18 protein-coding genes and 1 pseudogene are annotated in these 16,258 nt (G+C 44.1%); 6 read left to right on the forward strand and 13 right to left on the reverse strand.

The features are described from left to right. Positions 1-5: 5 nt before the first annotated feature. Positions 6-890, reverse strand: coding sequence for a cytochrome c oxidase assembly factor CtaG (gene ctaG, locus V5G21_RS01600; RefSeq protein ID WP_082111826.1), 885 nt, complete (start codon positions 888-890; stop codon positions 6-8). Positions 891-1,002: 112 nt separating this feature from the next. Here ctaG and V5G21_RS01605 point away from each other — a divergent pair, with 112 nt between their 5' ends. The 6 genes from V5G21_RS01605 to V5G21_RS01630 all read left to right on the forward strand — a co-directional run bounded on the left by V5G21_RS01605 (position 1,003) and on the right by V5G21_RS01630 (position 7,569). Further along, positions 1,003-1,812 (forward strand): Cof-type HAD-IIB family hydrolase, encoded by an 810-nt coding sequence (locus V5G21_RS01605; RefSeq protein ID WP_011247403.1) that lies wholly within the window; start codon positions 1,003-1,005, stop codon positions 1,810-1,812. Between the two features lie 25 nt (positions 1,813-1,837). Beyond that, positions 1,838-2,296 carry a GNAT family N-acetyltransferase gene (locus V5G21_RS01610; protein ID WP_011247404.1) on the forward strand — a complete coding sequence of 153 codons (459 nt, stop codon included), beginning with the start codon at positions 1,838-1,840 and terminating at the stop codon, positions 2,294-2,296. A 122-nt stretch (positions 2,297-2,418) separates the two neighbouring features. Then, on the forward strand, positions 2,419-3,024 hold the full coding sequence (locus V5G21_RS01615; RefSeq protein WP_011247405.1) for a hypothetical protein: 606 nt from the start codon (positions 2,419-2,421) through the stop codon (positions 3,022-3,024). Positions 3,025-3,192: 168 nt separating this feature from the next. Continuing rightward, positions 3,193-4,437, forward strand: coding sequence for a hypothetical protein (locus tag V5G21_RS01620; RefSeq protein ID WP_142300126.1), 1,245 nt, complete (start codon positions 3,193-3,195; stop codon positions 4,435-4,437). Beyond that, positions 4,424-7,417, forward strand: coding sequence for a DEAD/DEAH box helicase (locus V5G21_RS01625; RefSeq protein ID WP_035201775.1), 2,994 nt, complete (start codon positions 4,424-4,426; stop codon positions 7,415-7,417). Before V5G21_RS01620 ends, V5G21_RS01625 begins: the two co-directional genes overlap by 14 nt. Then, positions 7,414-7,569, forward strand: coding sequence for a hypothetical protein (locus tag V5G21_RS01630; protein ID WP_011247408.1), 156 nt, complete (start codon positions 7,414-7,416; stop codon positions 7,567-7,569). The genes V5G21_RS01625 and V5G21_RS01630 overlap by 4 nt, the downstream gene beginning before the upstream one ends. 31 nt (positions 7,570-7,600) lie before the next feature. Here V5G21_RS01630 and V5G21_RS01635 read toward each other — a convergent pair whose 3' ends face one another. The 12 genes and pseudogenes from V5G21_RS01635 to V5G21_RS01690 all read right to left on the reverse strand — a co-directional run bounded on the left by V5G21_RS01635 (position 7,601) and on the right by V5G21_RS01690 (position 16,205). Further along, the gene (locus V5G21_RS01635) at positions 7,601-8,092 is read right to left on the reverse strand and encodes a BsuPI-related putative proteinase inhibitor (protein ID WP_011247409.1); all 492 of its coding nucleotides are present in this window, start codon (positions 8,090-8,092) and stop codon (positions 7,601-7,603) included. A gap of 12 nt (positions 8,093-8,104) precedes the next feature. Beyond that, entirely contained in the window at positions 8,105-8,947 is an 843-nt protein-coding gene (locus tag V5G21_RS01640; protein ID WP_011247410.1) for a YitT family protein, read from the reverse strand. Further along, complete coding sequence (gene yjfP, locus V5G21_RS01645) at positions 8,928-9,713, reverse strand: esterase (RefSeq protein ID WP_035201776.1); 786 nt, start codon at positions 9,711-9,713, stop codon at positions 8,928-8,930. Before yjfP ends, V5G21_RS01640 begins: the two co-directional genes overlap by 20 nt. A 236-nt stretch (positions 9,714-9,949) precedes the next feature. Further along, on the reverse strand, positions 9,950-10,219 hold the full coding sequence (locus V5G21_RS01650; RefSeq protein ID WP_011247412.1) for a hypothetical protein: 270 nt from the start codon (positions 10,217-10,219) through the stop codon (positions 9,950-9,952). A 113-nt stretch (positions 10,220-10,332) separates the two neighbouring features. After that, on the reverse strand, positions 10,333-10,701 hold the full coding sequence (locus V5G21_RS01655) for a rhodanese-like domain-containing protein (protein WP_011247413.1): 369 nt from the start codon (positions 10,699-10,701) through the stop codon (positions 10,333-10,335). 61 nt (positions 10,702-10,762) lie between these two features. Next, entirely contained in the window at positions 10,763-11,335 is a 573-nt protein-coding gene (locus V5G21_RS01660; RefSeq protein WP_011247414.1) for a hypothetical protein, read from the reverse strand. 55 nt (positions 11,336-11,390) lie between these two features. Further along, positions 11,391-12,890, reverse strand: a complete 1,500-nt coding sequence (locus V5G21_RS01665) for an acyl-CoA carboxylase subunit beta (RefSeq protein WP_011247415.1) — start codon at positions 12,888-12,890, stop codon at positions 11,391-11,393. Positions 12,891-12,951: 61 nt separating this feature from the next. Next, positions 12,952-13,794, reverse strand: a complete 843-nt coding sequence (locus V5G21_RS01670; protein ID WP_011247416.1) for a dimethylarginine dimethylaminohydrolase family protein — start codon at positions 13,792-13,794, stop codon at positions 12,952-12,954. 279 nt (positions 13,795-14,073) lie between these two features. Continuing rightward, positions 14,074-14,322, reverse strand: a complete 249-nt coding sequence (locus V5G21_RS01675) for a hypothetical protein (RefSeq protein WP_142237540.1) — start codon at positions 14,320-14,322, stop codon at positions 14,074-14,076. Between the two features lie 263 nt (positions 14,323-14,585). Next, the gene (locus tag V5G21_RS01680) at positions 14,586-15,014 is read right to left on the reverse strand and encodes a WapI family immunity protein (protein ID WP_011247418.1); all 429 of its coding nucleotides are present in this window, start codon (positions 15,012-15,014) and stop codon (positions 14,586-14,588) included. Positions 15,015-15,038: 24 nt separating this feature from the next. Beyond that, positions 15,039-15,578 (reverse strand): annotated as a pseudogene (locus tag V5G21_RS01685) (hypothetical protein); the annotation flags it as partial. Between the two features lie 138 nt (positions 15,579-15,716). Then, complete coding sequence (locus V5G21_RS01690; RefSeq protein WP_011247420.1) at positions 15,717-16,205, reverse strand: hypothetical protein; 489 nt, start codon at positions 16,203-16,205, stop codon at positions 15,717-15,719. Positions 16,206-16,258: the final 53 nt, after the last annotated feature.

Raw genomic sequence — 16,258 nt, forward strand, 5'->3', positions numbered from 1 at the left:
TGTTTTTATGAATGAGGCACATCGCTAATTGTCAATTCGCCGTCTTGCAATTTTTCTTTTTTCAGCCACTGCTTAAATACATAGCCAATTGCGATTCCGTAAACGATCTCTTGGAAAATTTTCATTAACACACCAGCAAGCTGCTGATCAATTCGCGCTTCAAAAATAGAAAGGGATTCAGGGCTTCCAAATGCCGACAACATCAGTTCTGGTCCGGCCCCACCAGGCAAACAATAAGCCATTACATTTGCCCACACAAGAGGGTCTGTGTATGTGGCATACATAGCGGACGGAGCAAAAATGATTAATGCACAAGCAGGAGTGATCAATAAGCCGTTTGCAAATATGTAAAAAATCCTCCGCAAATCGGGGAGCTTGTACGAGCTTGGCAACGGCGATAAGATAAACCACCACATCAGGGCCGCAGTGAAAAGCAATACCCATTCATACAAACTATGCAACACTGGCGACTGCATGAGCATATCAAACATTGCTGGAACGTGGTAAAATGAAAACAATCCATTAAACAAAAGCAGTGCACAAATTGGATTCCAAACCAGCCGAAGCGGCTTAAAAGCAAGTTTTGAGCGAACCGCCTCATACCACGCTTGTGGAATGCCTAACAACAGAAGTGGGACAGCGATAAAATAAGCAAATACCATTTGTAACATATGCAGTGTCATCATCACATGCCCCGTTACATAAAGAGGACTGCCCCATCCTAAGTAAAGCGCTGCCAATCCGAGGAAAAAGAAGAGTGGCTTTCGTTTTGGTCCAGCGTTTGTCCTCCTGAAAAACCAGCTATATATAAAAGCAACGCCGACGAGAGCAATAATCAGCTCAGGTGTCCATAAAGCGCGGAATCCAAGTTCCGTCAACAGCATTTCCATACAAAGCGTTCTCCTTTCGCAATTGTTCGCTTCTATAACTATAGCATACGTGACGGGCTGCTGCACTGGGATGAGGATCGCTTTTTGTGACCATTTGTAGAAAGGACTTAATATGGCTAAAAGACATTTAATCGCTCTTGATTTAGACGGCACATTGCTCCTTAAAAACCAAGAGATTTCGCCACGGACAAAAACAGCGCTTATGAAAGCAAAAGAAAAGGGTCATGTTATCGCCATTGCGACCGGCCGCCCTTATCGGGCAAGCAAACGTTATTATCAAGAATTACAGCTAACGACGCCGATCATCAATTTTAATGGCGCGTCGGTCCATCACCCCTTAGACGCTCATTATCCAAGGATACTAGAATCGATCCCACTTGCTTATAGCAAGGAGTTAATCAAACGATGTGAAACCATCGGCGTCTTTAATATGATGGTGGAAATTGGCGACACGTTTTATATGAAAAAACAAGCTGGCTTTTTTGCAGAGTTTCTGACTGACGGCGTTGAACCTGCTGGGACAGGAGAACTACATGCACTCGTAAAAGAAGCACCAACTGCTATTCTTATTGAACCAAAACCCGAAAAAGTCAATGTCCTTCACGACACCTTACAACAGACGGGAACGGAAACAACACTGCAACGCTGGTGGAAAGGCGAAACGCGTATTTTAGAAATTGCCCCACGCAATGTGACGAAAGCAACCGCTCTCGAAAGAATCGCCAACGATTACGGAATTGAGCAAGGAAACATCATTGCCTTTGGCGACGAAGAGAATGACTATGAAATGATTGAATATGCTGGCCACGGCGTTGCAATGGGCAATGCCATCGACGAAATTAAAGCGGTTGCTGACTGCGTGACTGAGACAAATGAAAAGGACGGCATCGCCTGCTATTTGGAAAAGGTGCTCCATTTATAAACTTGTTGCCGGGAGGGGATGAGGCATGATTGAAATTTTGGAATTAACTTCAGACACAACTACAGAGACAACGAAGCGGGAGTTGACTAGCCTGTTTGAAAAACAGCTCCATGCGATTGCCGGTAAAAAAGCATTGTCACAAATCGAAAAAATTTTGGAGGAAGCGTTGCACCCTGACTCACACGTCTATTTTTTTATCGCAAGACTAGAAGGGAAAGCAGTGGCATTTGCCTTTTTTAACACGTTGACAAGCTTTCAAAAAGGCGGAAAGTACATTTGGCTGAATGAATTGTATGTCGAAGAAGCGTACCGGAACCAAGGTATTGCTAAAAAACTATTGCTGCGCATTATTTATTGGGCGGAGCAACACAAAATCAAAGGCATTGAATTAGAAACTGGCATGAATAATGAAGCGACAAAAGCATTATACAACTCTCTCGGCTTTTACGACGTTGTATCGAAGCGGTACAGCTTTCGCTTCTAAAGCGGAGCAAAACGCCTATTTTTTTCGAACCTGGGCGTTTTGCTTCTTTTTTTTCGCTTTTTTACATAGGATAAAGCAATCTCGAAAAGATGCCCTGAGGTCGAAAAAGGAGTGCTTGAATCATGCGTGATTCCTTTACGCCAATTGAATTTCAAGAACTTTCAATCAATCTGTCCAAAACGGCCCTCCATCAATTTATTAAACGCATGATGGGCCAGCACTATGCACTTTTCTGGCGTTATGACGCCAAAACGATTTATTTGACAGTAGAGCTTGGGGAATTGACACACGAACTTCCCTTCATCCGCAATGAGGAATTTTTAACGATGCAAGCAAAAGTGTTGTATGTGTATGACGATGTGCTTTCAGATGCCTTGGAAAACCTATTGCAATCAGAAAAAGGAAATGGGATTGTCAAACGAACCAGCAAAGGACCACTCTATATTACGTCTTATAATGGCGGGGATGTTGAATCCATGATTGAAATTGACGGGAGTGAGAAAATCATGATGAATAAAAACGGTTCGATGGTTCAATACAAAGATGATGGCAAAGCGCTCGGCCCGCGTACGCTTTATAATATGCTAAACTTGGAAATCGACTATGTGTTAATGGAGTTGTTTGAAGCGATAGAAGCAAAAGATGCCCCCCGTATTTCCACCCACAAACAGCGGTTAAAAAAACTTGTAAACCGCCGAACGCAAATTGAGCAGCTCTTAAACAAGTAGCCGCTTTTTGCAAGCACCAACCAACGTGCTTGCTTTTTTACGGGGGCAAAATTGAACGTGGACAAGCCTTTTCGTGCCTCTACCCTCGCTCATTTGCAGCACCACTTTTTTTTCTCCGCCAAAAGAAGTAAAATAAAGGGATACTGTTTTTGTGAATGAGGTGACAGCGTGAATCAACATCTTCGAGATTCACTTGCTATGCAACTTGGCCCTACGCTTTCAGCAACATACCGGAAGCTTGTTTCTTCAAGGTATTTTTCACCTGCCCATTTAGAAGTGCTTGCCCTTGAAGCAAAGCGAAGCGTCGAAGCCACTGTTGAACCCCATTGGCGCGGCTATATGTTGTTTATCAAGACAATCTATGCCGAGGCGCAGACAGAAGGGCGCTGGGAAGCGTGCGAACGGCGCTTAGAGCACTTTTTCGAATCCATTCATAGTTATTTGCTCACCTACTTGAAACAACTTAGCGCCACCAAAGAAGAACGTCTATATGGGAAAGAGATCGTCAAACAACTTAAAGCTAGCTTGAAAGACGATCAGTCCCCATGGCCAAAACTGTTGCAAGCCAGCTTGCCTGTTTTTTCTGCGGCTTCTCTTGAAGCGATTGAGCAGTCCTTTGCAAAAGCGTCCTTTGACGGTGCGGCAAAACAAGTTCGCTTAGCGGCCAGCTATTTTTATTTGTTTATTGGCAAGGAATTGCAAGCATTGCAGTTTTTAGTGGCGACAAACAACCTCGCTACTTACGATGTAGAGGACCACTTTATGCTCCTGGCCAAACGGGGGCGCCATCGGCAAATTCAGCATTGGCTAAGCCAATTATTCCCGGATCAGAAAAGCCACCTTGGTTCGCTTCAGCGGTATGCGGATGAGTCTGAAACTGCTTTGCAGCCAGCCACTTCTGTTCATTACGGAACGTGGGACCGCTGGCTCCAGGCTCCGATGTTTACACGGTTTGAACAGCTTGTAGCCGCAATGGGACAAGAGCAAGTATCATCTGTCCTTGCGTACCTATTGCCTAAGCTGGAAGAACGACTTTATAACGAGGCCACGCGAATCGTTTACGTACAGCTTTTAAACCGTTACCGCTATTTTGATCAAGCGCGGGATTATTTTTTGTTGTATGAAAAAAACCCATTGTCATTGCAACCGCCAAAAATCGAGCTCCTTGAGGCGCTTGCAACGAACCGTCCGGAACTGGCTCTTCCTGTTTATCACCAATTTGTCGTCAGGCTGGTGGAAAAACGGTCTAGAAAACATTATGTGGCAGCAGCTGAATATGTCATTGGCTTAAAAGAATTGTATCGGGTGCTTGGCCAACATGTGCGTTACAGGGAGTATATCGGGAAATTGAAAAAAGTGTACAAAACGTACAGGGCATTCATTGAGGAGTTGAATCATCTTGAAAAGCAGTAGCATTTGGATCCATGGTGGCTGGATTGACAGTCGTTTTTTTCTATGGGGCGAACAACCGCAAGGAAAAGGAACTGGACAAAATGGGTTTATTTATCCTTTTTTGGTTCCACCATTTGAATTGAAACTGCTTCTTTTTCAAGAAGACCCTGATTCCTTTTACGGCACATTTATTGAGACAGATCGTGCTTTACTAGACGCCCCACTCCACAATCGCCTGTTTCAGTCACCTGCGGGGGAGGCAACGATTTACCAAGCGAATGAAGGGTGGGACGCCTTCCCATTTCCAGTTGAAGGAATCACGTTATCCATAAAACAATTTATCGCTTATTTCCCTGTTTTTCAGACATGGAAACAGAAAGAACCGCTTCACTTAGGGGCGGACTTTTCAGCATGGCTTGCCATTGTAGAAAGCATTTATGGATTTATACGAGCAGGCCTTGTCGTGCCAGGGCAAGACGGGTTATGGAAATTAACAATCAATGATGCTTGGTTTGAAGACTGTTTTGCCAGTCTGCCTAAAGCAGCTCTCTCTTTGCGCTCAAGTCAAATGGCCAACAGTGATAGGCAAAGCGACGAAATCGAGCACCATGCAACTACATTGCTGAAAACGCTTATTGATGAGGCCGTACGCTCCCTCCTTTCTGCTGACAACGTCTCTGCTGCCTTCACTGCTTGGAAACAAGCCGTGCCGCAGGAAATGGTGCCTTTTTTGCATTCATTGGAAACAGGACGCTCGAAGACAGTTTCACCGCCAAGCACATTGTTTGCAGAACAGCTGGGCCTAAAAAAGGCGGAGCCGTTTCAAACAGCTCTTGTTTTACACGATCCGCCGTCTCCAAAGGAAAGCTGGTCTGTCTCTTTATCTGTAGCTGATCGTAACCGTCCAGAAACATTAGTAGGCATGGAACAGCTGATGGCTGGCAGTCATCCTTGGCGGACAAACCCTGTCTCACGGTTAAAAAGCGATGTATTGCTTATATCGAATCACATTCCGCTATTAGCAGGCCTGTCGCTTGGAGCTCCTACAAAGACGATGAGTGCTGAAGAGGCGTATCAGCTGTTTACCACTTACGACAGGCAACTCGCTGAAATGGGCATTCAATTGATTGTGCCAAAATGGCTTAAAGAGCGAAGTCCATTAAGCGTTCGCCTAATTGGCGATCACCAAACCGCACAAAATGGGGCAGACCCCGTTTTAAACTGGCAAGATTTAGCGAACTTCCAATACACAGTCTCCATTGGTGGGCAAGCAGTTACAGAGGAAACGTTTGATCAATATGTACAAGAAAACAAACCATTTCTTTATGTAAACGGCCAGTGGCTAGCTTGGGATCCAACGTTAGCGAAACAACTTAAAGCCTATCTCGAAGATATCAATAGCCGTTTTACTTATTTAGATGCTTGGAAAATCACGAAAACACAAGATGTCCCCGAAGCTCTTTCCACTGTTCCATTCCAGCTAGAATGGACAGACGAGCTGGAAGAGAGGCTGACCGCGCTCTATAAACAGCAGCCTGAGCCGGTTACAATGCCTTCCGCCTTAAAAGGCACGTTGAGGCCTTACCAAAAACAAGGGCTTGACTGGCTTTTCCATTTGCGCAAAGTTGGCTTTGGCGGCTGTTTAGCTGACGATATGGGCTTAGGCAAGTCAATTCAAACAATCGCCTATATGTTATATGTCCAAGAACAGCAAACAGAGCAACAAACAACGCCATTCCTCCTCATCTGCCCAACTTCGCTGCTTTACAACTGGGCCGATGAATGTAAAAGATTTGCGCCGAGCTTAAAGGTGTTTATCCATCACGGCCAAGATCGCCTCGAAGAAGGAGACGCGAGGCTGGCCGAAGCAGATCTCGTTCTAACTTCATATGCTCTCGCGTTAAGGGATGCTCGCTTTTTCAAAAGTGTCCACTGGAATGGCCTGATTTTGGATGAAGCTCAACATATAAAAAACAAAAACACAAAACAGCGGCAAGCGATCCGCCAACTGTCAGCTACACACCGCATTGCTTTAACAGGAACGCCAATTGAAAACCGGCTTCAAGAATTGTGGTCATTGATGGACTTGCTCAATCCATCATTGCTCGGCTCATTTGCCGGCTTTCACAAAGCCTATATACGCCCGATTGAGCGAGACCATGATGAAACGAAACAACAAGCGTTGCAAACGTTAATACGCCCGTTTTTGTTGCGCCGTACGAAAAATGACCCTGCTACTGGACTACAACTGCCAAACAAGCGGGAAACGACCGAGTCTGTCCCCCTTTCCCTGGAACAAGCTGCCCTTTACCAAGCAGTAGTGGAAGATGTGTCAGAACGCCTCGCCACAGTCGCTCATTTGGAACGGAAAGCAATGATCTTGCGCGCCATTACGCGCATGAAACAAATTTGCAACCATCCTGCTCAATTTTATAAAGACGGGGATATAGCGGGGCATCAATCAGGGAAATGGGATGCTTTCCTCGACATTGTCGCTAGCATTTTCTCAAAAGGCGAGAGTGTCTTGATTTTTACGCAGTATAAAGAGATGGGCAAGTTGATTAGCCACGAATTGCAAGCTCGCTATGGGGTGCCTGTGCCCTTTTTACACGGTGGCCTCTCCCGTAGCCAACGGCGTATGGCCATTGACCAATTTCAACACGACCCCCATGCAGCCGCATTTGTCTTGTCGTTGAAAGCAGGAGGCGTCGGCTTAAACTTAACAAAAGCAACAAACGTGATTCACTACGACCGGTGGTGGAACCCAGCTGTTGAAAACCAAGCAACAGACCGTGCTTACCGGATCGGTCAGACAAAGCCTGTCCAAGTATACAAACTGCTGACGGCTGGCACTGTCGAAGAACGAATTGATCAGCTCATCAATGGGAAAAAAGCGCTTGCTGAGGGGGTTCTGCAAACGCCTGCGTTTTTAACAGAATTAAATGATGATGAATTGCTTTCCCTTATTCAACTCAGCCATACAGAAAGGAGCAGCGAATGAAACCACCGTTTGAGCATTTTTGGAACACCGAAAAAACACAAATTCAGAATGAAAACTACATCGATTCGCTACCTGCTGAACAAGGGAGACCGGAATGGCAAACATTCATAGAAGCCTTGAAAGCAGAAAGTGAAAAACGCCTAAAGGGGTAGCAAAAGCTACCCCTTTAGGCGTCTAGTGCGCTTATTCGATTTCCACTTCTACTGTTTGTACAAACGGATTATCGTCTCCTTGCGCTTCAATTGTTTCTTTTGATACAGCTAACTCAGCTGTTAATGTATAATGGCCAGATGGTAAATCGCCAACTGGAATCCGTTCCTTTTGCAACTCAATTTGTTCTCCTGGTTCAAATTGACGCTCAACGATGACTTGGGCAAACATATGGTTTTCTGAATAACGGAAAACCTCTTCCCCTTCCTCATTCTTAAGCACAAGCTCGTATTCTTGTGACGATGGAAAGACAAGTGTTTGCTGCTCATCCGATTGGTTTATGACATCCATTTCAACTTCCAACATCTCGCCTGATTGCTTTGCACGAACGTCAAACGTCCAGTCAGTGCTCACTGAGGCATCTCCTCCCGCCGGAATTTCCGGATTTTCTTCTTCTGGCTGTCCGCCGCATGCGCAGAGCACCAATACGAAACTAAGCGCTATAAGCACATTCCACTTTTTCATCAAAAATCCTCCCTAATCTTTGCGGAACAAGCCAAAGATACTGGCTGTCTCGACAATATTCGTAAAGGCTTCCGGATCGACTTCTTCGATGATGTTCTTTAAATCATACAATTCATAGCGAGTGATGACAATGACAAGCATTTCCTTTTCCTCAAACGTGTACCCGCCTTTTGCAGGAATTCGGGTAATTCCCCTCGTCAGCCGTTCATGAATCGCCTTATTTAATAAATCAGGCTTTTTGGTGACAACCATGGCTGTCAGCTTCACGTAACGTGTATGAATCGCATCAATAAAGCGAGAAGTGACGTATATGGATATTAATGTAAATAACGCTTTTTCAGGATCAAGCAATAGCCCGGAAGCAACGACAATAATGGAATTGAGGAGGAAGAAAAAGCTGCCGACTGGTCGATCCGTATACCGGGCCAGCACAAGGGCAATGATGTCTAGCCCGCCAGATGAAGCGCCCCATTTAAGAAGCAAGCCTGCGCCTGTTGCGCCGATCACGCCCCCAAAGACCGCATTAAGCATAATATCCGACGATAAAGCATGGACAGGAATCAGCTCAAGAAAAAGCGTCGTCATGGCAACACTAGCAAAACTGTACACTGTAAAGCTTTTTCCAACTTTAAGCCAACCTAAAATGGCAACTGGAATGTTTAAAAGCAAGAGCAACGTCCCTGTTGATAAAGGAAGAATATAAGAAAGAAGCTGGGCTACGCCCGTAAAACCGCTGGCAAACACGTCAGCGGGAATTAAAAATAAGTTTAACGAACAAGCAAGCAGCAATGAACCGACAAGAACAATGAAAATTTTTCCAGCTTCCCTAAAAAGATTATGTTGTACGAGAAACATGAGAACTCCCTATTGCTTGCGGGAGAAACTCTGCGGCCGCAAGCATTGCCTTTCTAGAAATTTTATGGCCGGCGCCTTCCTCTGCAATAAACTGAAAGCGGTCTGTTTTGCCTTGATAAGCATTGAACAACCGATTGGCAAATTGTTCCGCATACATAAAAGGCACTGTGTCATCTTGCTTTCCATGCCAGATAAACAAAGGACGCCCATTTAATCGTTCGATGTCAGCCGTCAAGTCAAACGGGCGGATCTTTGCTAGCACAGCTTCTTTCTGCGCTTCTTTCACTTCCACTCCGTGTTGTTCCAGCTTTTCAAACATCGCTTTCGAAAATGTCATATATTGGGGGGCGCCCATGAAACAACAACCTGAACAAAGCCATGGATAAGCTGCCAATGCGCCGTAAGCAGTAATCGCCCCCATGGACGTGCCACCAATCGCTATCCGGTTCTCATCGATCAATCCTTCTTGCAAAAAAGGCTCGGCGATAGTAGGGACTTCGTGAATCGATTGCAAAACAATATCCCAAAAGGATAAATAGCGTTTCTCCCCAACGACGCTTTTTTCCCGCTCACCATGGTGAAGGGCATCAGGCAAAAGAACGCGAAACCCTTTCTTTGCAAACGTATAGGCAATATGTAAGTTATGCTCTTTTGCACTTGTGATTCCATGATAGAAAAGAAGCGCTGGCTTTTTCGCAGGGCCGTTATTGCTTGTAATATGTAATAGCGGTACAGAGCCGATCTCCCGTTCTTCAATTAAAAACATTGGTTCCCTTCCTCCCTTGGTAAAAGAAGCTGCCCTTTTAGGCAGCTTCAGACTGTAAACAAAGTGTCGTTTAAGCAGGAAAACCACTGCTCATGAACACCCATTCGACTTGCATCTTCCTCGCCCGACAAGCGCTTTTTATCCGTCTAGGCGATGGCAACAACGTCCATGGCTCAACGAACACGTTTTGTCAGCACAGGATAATGAGCTCCGTTCTAAGTCGGTGCCGACTGCACTTAAACGCCTTCTTGGTATTTTTCGTTGTAGCGCTTAATGCTATACAAGGAACCTTCATCGACCATTTTGCTGTCTGCTGACGATGGCTTAGGGTTGCCGAGCTTAAACACATTTTCATTCGCCATCGTTTTTTGTCCCTTCCATTTGGCTAACATCGCTTGCATTTTGTTTTTCATTTGCTGCCTGCGGTTTCCGTCTTTTAAGCAAACAACAGCCATTCCAGCAGCGGCCGCAATTCCAAGCGCAAGTGTCGTTTGTTTGGCTTTCATGTCTTCCATCCCCTTTTATATAGAATGATCTTCTTACTCTTATGTCTTCCCTAAAAGAGGAGAGATAAACCTAAAAAGGCCTCTTGTCGTGCAGGAGAGGCCTTTTTCGCACCTTATTTGTAAAGTTCTTCTACGTCCTTTACGACCCATTCCTGGCCATATTCAAGCTCTCCATCCCAAGCTAACATTCCGCCTTCATAATTTCGGACGTTCGAAAATCCCTGTTCTCTTAAATACAAAGCAGTGTTTTGGCTTCTTCTGCCACTACGGCACACAAATACATAACTTTTTGATTGGTCCATTCCAGCAACCATACTAGGGATTTCATTCATGGGAATGAGTGGTACACCTGGCAGGTGGCCATTCTCGTATTCCTCTACTTCGCGGACGTCAATAATAATGGGCTCGTCCGCTTTATTGATCAAAAAGGACTTCATTTCTTCTGTTGACAATTGAACGATACCGTCTTCACTACGGGCCATATTGCGCCACCTCCTCTACTAGTTTACTGGCCAGTTTGCTCGCAAAGCAAGCAGAACGCATTTATTGGAAATCAAATTGGAGATGAGGGAGACGTTCCCGCAACTGTGTTAACGTAATCTCCTCGTTGTCTAGCTTTTCAAGCTCAGGGACGGCGACTTGATCGATATAAGCCGCTACGTCAATTGACTGGTCATTTCGGACAACTTCCTCGTTCGCTTTGGCAAATGCATAAATTGGCTCATATTCGTTTATCAAAATATGTACGGTCTTCCCCTGTGCTTCTCGGATCACTGCTCCTGTTTCAATTCCGTGAACTTTGTAAATCGTTGATAAACTCAAGTACCGAACTCCATTGTCTTCGACCTGTTTTGCTGTCTTTGGCCCAATGAGTACATCAGAAACATACGCGCGGGGGAGGGCAAGCGACAATGCAAAATAAATTAACAGCACTGTGACAAATACTAAAAAAGCGCCTGCTTGTTCTTTCGCCTTTGTTATGCCTTTCTTTCGCTTCAACCAAGAAAAAACGGCCAACAAGCTAATAACGAGCAGCAGAACGCAACTGATAGCCAATAAAAACTGGACCCAGCCTTCAGAAAGGACAACCATTGGCAACGACTCGCTTTCATACAATAAATAACGCTTCTATCGTATCGTATCACATACTGAGCGAGTGAAAAAGCATCAATTATAACGGCATGTTGCCATGCTTTTTTTGCCAATTAGCACGTTCATCTTTGCACGCTAAAATCGAAAATGACTCAATTAATCGTTGCCTCGTCTCGTCAGGCTCAATCACATCGTCAATCAGCGCTTCTTTTGCCGCCGAAAAGGGATCAGCGACCTTTTCCCTATAGTTTTCTTCAAATTGTAAAAGCGCTTTGGCCGGGTCATTGCTCGCCTGGATGTCTTTTTGATGAAGGACCGCCGCCGCCCCTGCTGGGCCCATTACTGCAATTTCAGCTCCAGGCCAGGCATAAACAAAATCGGCCCCTAAAGCTTTGCTATTTAAAGCCACATAGGCGCCACCATATGCTTTTCGCACAATCACAGTGATTTTTGGCACGGTTGCTTCGGCAAAGGCATAAATGATTTTAGCGCCATGGCGAATCAATCCGCGGCTCTCCTGCTCCACACCTGGAATAAAGCCACTGACATCTTCAAGAACGAGCAAAGGAATGTGGAAACAATCGCAAAACCGGACAAAACGGGCACACTTATCACTAGCGTCCATGTCAATGCAGCCCGCAAGATGCTTCGGATTATTGGCGACAACACCTACAGGCTGGCCATCTAGGCGAATAAAGGCGGTAATCAAGTTGCGGGCATACCGTTTCGACCATTCAAAAAAAGAATTTTCATCAGCAAGTCCGCAAATAATCGGCACCATATCATACACGGTTTTACTATCGCGGGGCAAATGGGCGCTGACTTTCTCACTCACACGCTTATGGCATGGCTTTTTCGCTCCGTTATTAGGGAGATAACTTAAAAACTGGCGAACAAGCACGAATAACTCCGCTTCTGTTTTTGCGCAAAAGTGGGCAACGCCACTTTTTTCAGAATGCATGCGGGCACCGCCTAAGTCTTCCATTTTCACTTCTGCCCCTGTCGCTGCTTTAAGCACCTTTGGGCCAGTAATCACCATTTGGCTCATTTGGTCGACCATAAAGATTGCATCAGTCAACGCCGGAGAGTAGACGGCCCCGCCTGCACATGGCCCTAGCATAACTGAAAGCTGGGGGATGGCGCCTGAATAGCGAACATTTCGCTTAAAAATGTCTCCGTAGCCAGCAAGCGCTTTTGCCCCTTCTTGGATTCTGGCCCCTCCTGAATCGATCAGGGCAATGAGCGGTGCTTGCATGTCGTAGGCCAAGTCCATAATCGCACATATTTTTTTGGCATGCATCGCCCCAAGCGACCCGCCGCTGACCGTGAAATCCTGTGCATAGACACATACAAGGCGACCGGAGATTGTCCCATAACCGACAATGACGCCATCGCCTGCCTCACCCCCAGATCCGCTGGCAAAAGCAAGATGCTCAGTAAAGCTCTCACGGTCTAGTAACATGCCAATCCGTTCTCTTGCGGTTTGTTTTCCAGCTTGTTTCTGAGCTTGCTGTTTTTTTGTCCCACCGCCAGATGCAAGCCTTGCTCGTTCAGCGGCTAACCGTTTATTTCGCTCCATCTGCTAAAACGCGCCTCCTATCATTCTGTCGTAATATAACCAGAAGACGCAGATTTATACGTTAATTCGAGCGAACTAACGGCATCGTCACGCAGCGGAACGAACCGCCAGACTTAATAATTTCGGAGAAGTCGACTTCAATAATCGTAAACCCGTGCGCTTGCAACTGGGCATTGGTGTTTTCATTCATGGGCAGTGCAATCACCCGCTTGTTTCCAATTGAGAGGACATTCACGCCTAAATGGAACTGTTCCTCTTTTGGCACGTCAATTAACGAAAAACGCTGTGCAAGCATGTCGACCGCTTTTTTAGAAAGGGCCTCACGGTAAATGAGCGCCTGCGTCTCAGAAACGGGCTGAAACACACAATCCAAATGCAAGTAGTCTGGATCTAGTGAAACCATTTCGATTCTTTTTTCAGGATGTAGACGGCGCAGCTCCTCAATGCCTTCTTTATTTGTGCGTCCACTTGCCCCTATGTACACTTCATCATTGGCGAGGACCACGTCTCCGCCTTCCACTGTGCCTGCACTTGCTTTTGCAAACGGTTTGCCGATTTTGGTCAAATACTCGCCAAGCACCCTTTCCTCGCCTTTGCGAATCTCTCTGTCCAAACTGGCTACATACAAGGACGTTCCGATGACAAAACCACTGTCCCGCATAAACACTTGCTCCGGCAAATGGTCGTGTGCTGGCACGGAATAAACACGAATGCCTTCTTTCTCCATAGCTGTAACGAGCGCTTGATGTTGTTGGCTCGCTATGTCCCTATTAATATTTTCATCCATGTATTTCCGTTGCGTTCTATTAATCGCCTCCTCAATTGCCATAAACGTCGGTTCGCAGACAACAACTTCCTTTAGGAGGCCATACTCGTTTTCACATTGAATCGGTTTTTTCGCCACAAACAATTGCTCCTTTTCGTTAAAATCGCCTCAACTTTCTTCTACCATTACATATACCCAAAAAGAAAGCAACTAACTGATTGAACTACTTTGCCAACGCCTAAGTATGAGAGCAGACGGTAAAAAGGAGCCGCCCCAAAATCCTTTCAACATTAATAATAAACAAGCTTAGTTCTCTGTTTTTAAACCTTGTTACGTAATGCGTTGGCGACAAAAAATTTCTTTCATTAACATAGGATAAACACCCCGTAAGCATCATAATCAAAAATGATATAGCTCTCACCATTTTTTTGTGTCGACCATCACTTTACCATTACGAAAATAATTAGGTAATTCTTTTTTCGGGTTAAAGACAATGAAACCAAAATCATTTATTTCCACAATAGCCTTTACAAAATCGAAAAACTTAACGTTATTTTTGATCTGTTTATTCTCCAAATTCACTTGAAAAAACTCTTCTTCTATTCCGTTTTCTTTGAATAGCTTGTGTTGATAAGATTGGATTGTTTCCAATAACCAATCCGGCATATAATCATCTGATTCAATAGCTACCCAAATTTCATTAATAGCACTACTCGTTAGTAAATCTAAGAGGGGTTCTATTGTTACTAAACTGTATGATATGGTCCTTATCATTAGACAAGTTGTCTAAAGATTCCTCTGTTAGACCTTTAAAGTGCTTTTTCATCATGTACCTTATCCTTCGCAACACAGATTATATTTTTCTCAAAGAGCGATTACATCGCCGTGGGCGGGGTCAAGCTATAGGAATATGGTGCATCACTCTTTATTTAAGGCAACTTTGAAGGTTTTTTTGTCATTTTCAACTCCTGTTTCAGTTCATCCATGAATTTTCTTAATGTAGTTTCATTAACGTTTATAACGTGACCATCGTTCTCGTTTTCATTTTCTCTGCATACATCAACTACGATTTGAATATTCTCTATCAGCTGATCTTGAATCCGCTGTATATTAACATTTAATAAAGGTTCAATCGTTTCAAAGGAAGTGCTGCTTTGTGTTCCTAATAAAATTAACTCAAGTTGATTTAAAAAAAGTTCATATTCACTCTTAAGTAGTAAAGCCGAAAAATCTCTGAATATAACTTTATTATTTAAACAAAGTTCAAAGTACGATAGGATAAATGGGTCCTCTTCAAAATCAAAATATTTCCTTGGAACAAGTTCTAACTTTATTAATTTATCTTTAATCCTAGCCATACAATCTCCCCTTTCATAACAAATTTATCTTCGTTTCGCCCGGCTTCCTTTTCCGTGCTTATGAAATACTTGTTTAGACCCCTTTGCTCTAGAACTTCCAAAGGCAGTTATTACTCTACCTCTTTTATCCAAAACTACAGTTGCTTTTTTACCAACATATTTTGTCGCTCCATTGCTTTGCTTAATTACTTTTTTAGCATTTCTAACAGCGTCGAGTTTAGCTCTGGCGTTTACTCCTCTTCCACCATTTCTTCCTATAGATTGGTGAATTCCATGCTTTGTATGTCCTTTGATTTTGCTAGATCTTTTCGCAAACCCCAGTACCTTCTTCGCGCCCTTAAACACTTTCCCTGGCCCGAAGTTCGATGCGGCTGCCCAGGCAACCCCTTTCCAGCCCTTTCCGGCTTTGTACGCTTTATAGCCATCGTATATAGCAAAACCAGCATTAACCGCTAGCCACACCCAATGCCCATCCGGATCCACCAACATCACCGGGTTGTTGTTCGCATAGCTGTAGCCGTTTTGCGTGAGGATGTCGTCGTCATCGCCTGGGTCTGGATAAAGTAGTACATTAGAAAATGCCCACACTTTCGTGCGGGCTTTAATCTCTTCTTCATTAAAGTCTCTACTTCTATCTTAAACTTTTTAATGCGAATGCTATGTTCTACTTACTCTTAGATGTACCAAAATTCGTAAAAAGAATTAAGAGAAAATAAAAGCACCAGCACCATCGTAATCGAATACATATATTTTTTCGTCCTTACTTGTATCTACTCTCACTTTATCATTCAATAAATAATGAGGTAATTCACCTTTCGGATTAATTACAATAAAAATGAAATCATTCATTCCTGCAAGAACATCTATAAATTCAAAAAAAGATTCACTTTCTTTAATCATTTCTTTCTCTAATCGAACTTGAACATACTGCAATTGACGTTTTTGCTGCTTAAAAAAATGGTAGTCATGATTGTCTGCAACAATCCTTATAAACTCATCCTTCATAATAACAGATAAATCAATACATACGAGGATCTCAACCTCACAATGTCGTTCTAGTAGCTCCATTAATTCTCCACAATTATGAAAGCTGAAATAATACATGTGCTGCATATGTATTATTTCAACCTTTTCTTTTGGTGCACTGTCTAGTGACTCTAATTCAAATACTTCTGGTTCATTATCACCCATTAAAATCCCCTTTCAAAACTGAGTAGGTCAGAGAAAGAATTCTCTCTAACCTA

Source organism: Shouchella rhizosphaerae, from assembly GCF_036700015.1.
In the GTDB taxonomy this organism is placed as follows: Bacteria; Bacillota; Bacilli; order Bacillales; family Bacillaceae_D; genus Shouchella; species Shouchella rhizosphaerae.

Bases quoted from the DNA above. Each gene is read 5' to 3' on its own strand.
- V5G21_RS01675 (WP_142237540.1), bottom strand. From the start codon at position 14,322: ATGCCGGATTGGTTATTGGAAACAATCCAATCTTATCAACACAAGCTA.
- V5G21_RS01640 (WP_011247410.1), bottom strand. From the start codon at position 8,947: ATGTTTCTCGTACAACATAATCTTTTTAGGGAAGCTGGAAAAATTTTC.
- V5G21_RS01665 (WP_011247415.1), bottom strand. From the start codon at position 12,890: ATGGAGCGAAATAAACGGTTAGCCGCTGAACGAGCAAGGCTTGCATCT.
- V5G21_RS01630 (WP_011247408.1), top strand. From the start codon at position 7,414: ATGAAACCACCGTTTGAGCATTTTTGGAACACCGAAAAAACACAAATT.
- V5G21_RS01650 (WP_011247412.1), bottom strand. From the start codon at position 10,219: ATGAAAGCCAAACAAACGACACTTGCGCTTGGAATTGCGGCCGCTGCT.
- ctaG (WP_082111826.1), bottom strand. From the start codon at position 890: ATGGAAATGCTGTTGACGGAACTTGGATTCCGCGCTTTATGGACACCT.
- V5G21_RS01635 (WP_011247409.1), bottom strand. From the start codon at position 8,092: ATGAAAAAGTGGAATGTGCTTATAGCGCTTAGTTTCGTATTGGTGCTC.
- yjfP (WP_035201776.1), bottom strand. From the start codon at position 9,713: ATGTTTTTAATTGAAGAACGGGAGATCGGCTCTGTACCGCTATTACAT.
- V5G21_RS01605 (WP_011247403.1), top strand. From the start codon at position 1,003: ATGGCTAAAAGACATTTAATCGCTCTTGATTTAGACGGCACATTGCTC.
- V5G21_RS01610 (WP_011247404.1), top strand. From the start codon at position 1,838: ATGATTGAAATTTTGGAATTAACTTCAGACACAACTACAGAGACAACG.
- V5G21_RS01655 (WP_011247413.1), bottom strand. From the start codon at position 10,701: ATGGCCCGTAGTGAAGACGGTATCGTTCAATTGTCAACAGAAGAAATG.
- V5G21_RS01615 (WP_011247405.1), top strand. From the start codon at position 2,419: ATGCGTGATTCCTTTACGCCAATTGAATTTCAAGAACTTTCAATCAAT.
- V5G21_RS01680 (WP_011247418.1), bottom strand. From the start codon at position 15,014: ATGGCTAGGATTAAAGATAAATTAATAAAGTTAGAACTTGTTCCAAGG.
- V5G21_RS01690 (WP_011247420.1), bottom strand. From the start codon at position 16,205: ATGGGTGATAATGAACCAGAAGTATTTGAATTAGAGTCACTAGACAGT.